This window comes from uncultured Gimesia sp. (assembly GCF_937919775.1).
In the GTDB taxonomy this organism is placed as follows: domain Bacteria; phylum Planctomycetota; class Planctomycetia; order Planctomycetales; family Planctomycetaceae; genus Gimesia.
This window is the reverse complement of sequence record NZ_CALFPF010000058.1, coordinates 1-4,365: the sequence shown is the minus strand read 5'-3', so window position 1 is coordinate 4,365 and position 4,365 is coordinate 1. Positions and strand designations below refer to the sequence as shown.

Here is a 4,365-nt window from a genome sequence, read left to right as displayed (position 1 = left end):
GTTCAGTCAGATTCTACTTGGTGAAGATACAAATATCTCATTAAATGACACGAGAGAACTCTTAATCGAAACTTGTGATTTAGAGCCTGTGCTGCAAGATGAGATTATTTATCTGGTTTCGAAAGGTGCAAGTATCTTTGTATTTGAAGTTTCAGAACTTGGTAAAGAGTTATGTAACGAGACGTTTGGCTTTATACCTAATATTAAAATTCACTATGATCATGTTCAATTAGGTAAATACGCTTATGAATCTAATTCCACGCTCTATCGAGTTTGTGGAGTGCTTTTAAAAGAGTTGTATTGTGATTTAGTGATGCTGGCAAATGGTGAAGTTGCATATGTCTTAAGAATTAATGGTGAAACATTTTGTGATGATGCAAATCCCATCATCATGGACTATGCAACGAAAATTCTATTCGACGAAATGGAAATTGACTTCACGTTTAAAAAATTGCCTCGGAAGTGAGAAAGTATAATTCAACAAGCATTCGATTATTGCCCGCAAGCCATCTCGCTGACACCTTTATATTTCTCTGGAGTCACTTCGGCTGGGGTATCACATGTTCTTCCTGCTCTTGCTGATGCCCGCATTGAGTGCAACGGTAGATGACTTTGTAATGGTCAAAATCGGTCTTCACATTTCCCTGCAGAAACTCTCGGTTGACTTCCTGCATCACCCGCCGATGGCCGCACTTTCGACACCGTGTACCAGATAATGACTTTGGCCCCTGAACTCCCCGACTGAAAAACACGAACAGAACGACCACAACAATGGCTAGAAATAGAATTACTCCAATGGCCAAGATCATAACGCCCAGGAAAAATGAGCGGTAACCTGGAAACAGAAGGGACAGGAACACAACGCCAAAGATGAGGAAAATTACCCCGCAAGCAGTTCCCACCAGGTACAGCTTGTCTTTGTGCATGGCTCTTTTACCTAAGCAATCTCGTCAGACAGGAACGGGGACAGAACTGACACCTTTGAATTCGCTCGGGTTCACCGCCTGGTGATTCCCCTTTGGTCTCTGCTAATATCTGGAATTTGTTCCAGTCTAGCAATTCGAGAAGGTTAAACGGAGTCTAATCTTCGCTTTGGGGAAAGTCCTTGTAGATCTTTACCTTTCCGGGAGATCGATTCGCCGGCCGCAGGTCGGCCTGTGATTACTTGGTTTGCTCAACGGGGGATGCTCTGCAGGTGGACATTCTTTGAGTGGTATGATTGGCGGCAGGGTCCTTCGCGGCGGCCAACCGGTAACCGCCGGTAAAGTTGAACTTCACAGCAACGGTGCTGCCGTCGCGGTTGCCGATATCAACGCGGAAGGAAGTTACAGCATGGATTTGATCGAGGCAGGGGAGTATCATGTAGCGATTGTGAGTGAACATGTTCCCGAGAAATACGCCGATCCACAAACTTCCGGGCTCACGATCCAAATGGAAGCGGGGACCGGTCCACTCATCGCTGATTTTGAGATCCCCTGATGCGGCACGGCAATGAGCCGTCTTCACACGGTTCACCTGAATGGAAACCCGCTCGATTTTGAGCTTTAATGACAGTAATTCAATGCTGCTGCGAGTCGCGCACAAATGGAGGCGACCAGGAAAGTCCGCTTTCGGTCGCGAATGGCAGCAAAATCCGGGAGTCGATACATGCTTCATTTTCTCAACCATTCGTTGGCGCGTCCGTATTTCTACCGCGGCGCGGTCAGTTTACTGCTGGTCTTCTCACTCCTGCTGACAGACATTGCGCTGCAGAAAACCTGGGGCTGGGGGCGGGGTCATAAACTGATACGGGCCTGGGCGGTGGCGCAATTGCCCGCCTGGCAAAAAGCGTTATTACGCCCGGAAGACTGGCAACGCCTGCAATCCGATTACACCTCGCTGCAGGATATTCACGCTGGTGGAAAAGCGCCTCACCTGGATAAATACTGCTTGCCACCGGCTCGATTGAGCCTGCACGATGTCGGGAGCATTGAAGCGAGTCTGCCGGACATACAGTGGTACATTCAGCAGACGCTCGACCATCTCGCCCGGAACGAGCCCGATGAAGCGATGAAATTCCTGGGCGTCTTGTGCCACTGGAACGAAGACCCCGGTTGCCCTTGTGCGCACAGCAGTCCGATTGACGAAGCGACGTTACGCCGTTTATTGCCTCCGTCCGCTGCTGTGGTCAACAAAAACTATCTGTTCGGTTATGGCGGGGTCGCCGATATTGGCAATTACACCATCCCTGAAGAACAGTATCGTCCCCAATTGCTGGGGACCACCGTTCCCGAGGCTGCCGCCCGCATTTATCAACATCAACGATTACTGCGGGCGCATGCGGCTGCCTTGATTATTCCGCTCATTCAGGCGGAGATCGCCGGAAACGCGGCTCAGGCAGATCTGCAGCGACAAACCGCAGCCGTTTACAACGCGAAACATGTGGCCGACATTTTATACACCCTGTTTTGTCTGCAGGAAAAACGTTTTGCCGCCGACGAAGTCGCAGCGTTGAAAACGCAACCCCTCACCGCCTGGGAACCGGATACCAAAATGCAGATGATTTCCCATCCGTATTATGTGACTCCCTTTCTGGTGAATCAGGCGATGGATGCAAAACGCAATTTGCATCCGCTCACCTTTGCCAGTGAACCGGAGTCCGAATCGGCCATCACGCACGGCTTCGGGATGGGGACTCCCTACACGCTGAATTATAAAGTGGGACCTGGAATCGTGTTTGATCGCCTCACCTGTCGCGTCGGTTTACATTCGACCGCCGGCGAAGCGGGAAAGGTCGCGTTTGCGATCATCGTAAACGGAGTCGAAACGGCGAAAACGAAATTCCTGACGCCCGCCGACAAACCTGAAGTGCTCGACGTTTCCCTGCCTGAGACCGACATCGTCACAATTGGTTTGCGGACGATTCCTCATCCCGAATCAAACCCGCTGCATAACCTCGCCGTCTGGGGCAATCCCAATCTGATCCGCGCCGAACACGTCCCCTTTCGCCTGGATCAATAGTCGTCAAACCCCATCAGCAGCAGACGAGCTCATCAAAAGCCGGACAAAACAAAGGTGTTCGAAACCAGAAGTAATAAAGATGGAAAAAATCGACGCGTTAGACACGGGGGTGGTCGCATGCCGTTATAATAAACGGCATGCCGAGCTTGAAGTGGTTACAGGCAATTCCAAATGGGAAATCCCGACTTACTTATTGAAATCCCCAGTGAAGCAGCAGACCTGAAATGGAAGGAAACGAAAGATGCTAAATTCTAAAACACTAGCTTGGCTCTGTATCAGTGGCCTGTGCATCAGCTTACTCTCCACTTCAGAAGGGAACCAAGCTCCCCAGTTACCAAAAGAAATAGCCACGTTGAGTGTCGTTCAAACTCCTGATGGTCCCCAATTGAAAATCGAAGTGGGCGACCTGACCTGCACCACTTCGCAGCTGACAGCAAGTCGGAAACAAGGAGAGCCGTGGACGATCAAACCAGTCAATGGCCAGATCGAGATGCGACGCGGCGAGTCGGTGACTGCAGGTCCGATCATTAAAGTTTTATTACGATTCTGATTATCGCGACGAGGAGATTTTTCCTGCTGCTTTTAAGATCCAGCCATTTATTTGGGGAGCAAAGCATGCTTATGAAAATACTGGAAACTAGTAAAAAGTCTATCAATAATATCTTTCTCAGCATTTTGGTATTTGGATTAAATGGTTGCGGTACAGAGCAGAAAGATACTGTCACCATGTCAGATAAAAAACGCGACCAATCTTCCGTGGCACCCATTGATGTGTCAAAGATGGCTTGGAATAAAGAGCTGGCGAAATATTTAGGGAAACCTGTCTATCTCGTGGGAATTGCACAATCATCCAAATCTTCAACCAGAGTAAGCGGTGTTGAGATCTGGTCGAGGGAGGGATACATCTGGCCCTTTGATGTGGTAGGCCAAACTGTGAAAGTTGTTGGAATCTTAGATTATCATGATTTCAACCTAGAGAGGAAACGGGTAAAAGAGATTGAGGATAATTTGGGGATGTCTCAGCACCGTTCGTATCGTGAGGGAGTCGATGGAACATATGTAATTCGAGGTAACTATTGGTGCCTTTGGGACGATGTTCCTCCACGCACAAAACGGCTATTTGAAACAGATACCCTTTCAGATGAGGAGCAAAAAGCTGTTTGGGGGGATGCGGTTCCTTAAAACGAGCCCCAAAAATGATATACCATTAGGTATTTGAATGAATTTGGAACTGTAATAGGTATTTTATGGTTCCTGACAAAACAAAGGTGTCCGGAACCAAATCTCTTCCTAATCGCATGAATTCCTCTCACCAGGCAGGTTCCGATTCTGCAGTCTGTGAATGAAGTATATAAAGGGGGCAGG

6 protein-coding genes are annotated in these 4,365 nt (G+C 48.7%); 5 read left to right on the top strand and 1 reads right to left on the bottom strand.

Features of this window, described 5'->3' with window-relative positions; translation table 11 throughout:
• The coding region (locus Q0294_RS01555) for a SitI3 family protein (protein ID WP_299460132.1) at positions 1 to 466 on the top strand (466 nt) is incomplete at its 5' end.
• Positions 467 to 539: 73 nt separating this feature from the next.
• Here the strand turns inward: Q0294_RS01555 and Q0294_RS01550 are convergent.
• On the bottom strand, positions 540 to 809 hold the full coding sequence (locus Q0294_RS01550; RefSeq protein WP_299460130.1) for a hypothetical protein: 270 nt from the start codon (positions 807 to 809) through the stop codon (positions 540 to 542).
• 397 nt (positions 810 to 1,206) lie between these two features.
• Between Q0294_RS01550 and Q0294_RS01545 the strand changes: the two genes are divergently transcribed.
• The 4 genes from Q0294_RS01545 to Q0294_RS01530 all read left to right on the top strand — a co-directional run bounded on the left by Q0294_RS01545 (position 1,207) and on the right by Q0294_RS01530 (position 4,182).
• Entirely contained in the window at positions 1,207 to 1,479 is a 273-nt protein-coding gene (locus Q0294_RS01545) for a hypothetical protein (protein ID WP_299460127.1), read from the top strand.
• A 168-nt stretch (positions 1,480 to 1,647) separates the two neighbouring features.
• On the top strand, positions 1,648 to 3,000 hold the full coding sequence (locus Q0294_RS01540) for an NPCBM/NEW2 domain-containing protein (protein ID WP_299460124.1): 1,353 nt from the start codon (positions 1,648 to 1,650) through the stop codon (positions 2,998 to 3,000).
• Between the two features lie 241 nt (positions 3,001 to 3,241).
• Positions 3,242 to 3,550 (top strand): hypothetical protein, encoded by a 309-nt coding sequence (locus tag Q0294_RS01535; protein WP_299460121.1) that lies wholly within the window; start codon positions 3,242 to 3,244, stop codon positions 3,548 to 3,550.
• Positions 3,551 to 3,621: 71 nt separating this feature from the next.
• A complete protein-coding gene (locus tag Q0294_RS01530; protein ID WP_299460118.1) occupies positions 3,622 to 4,182 on the top strand; it encodes a hypothetical protein in 561 nt (186 codons plus the stop codon).
• Positions 4,183 to 4,365 lie beyond the last annotated feature (183 nt).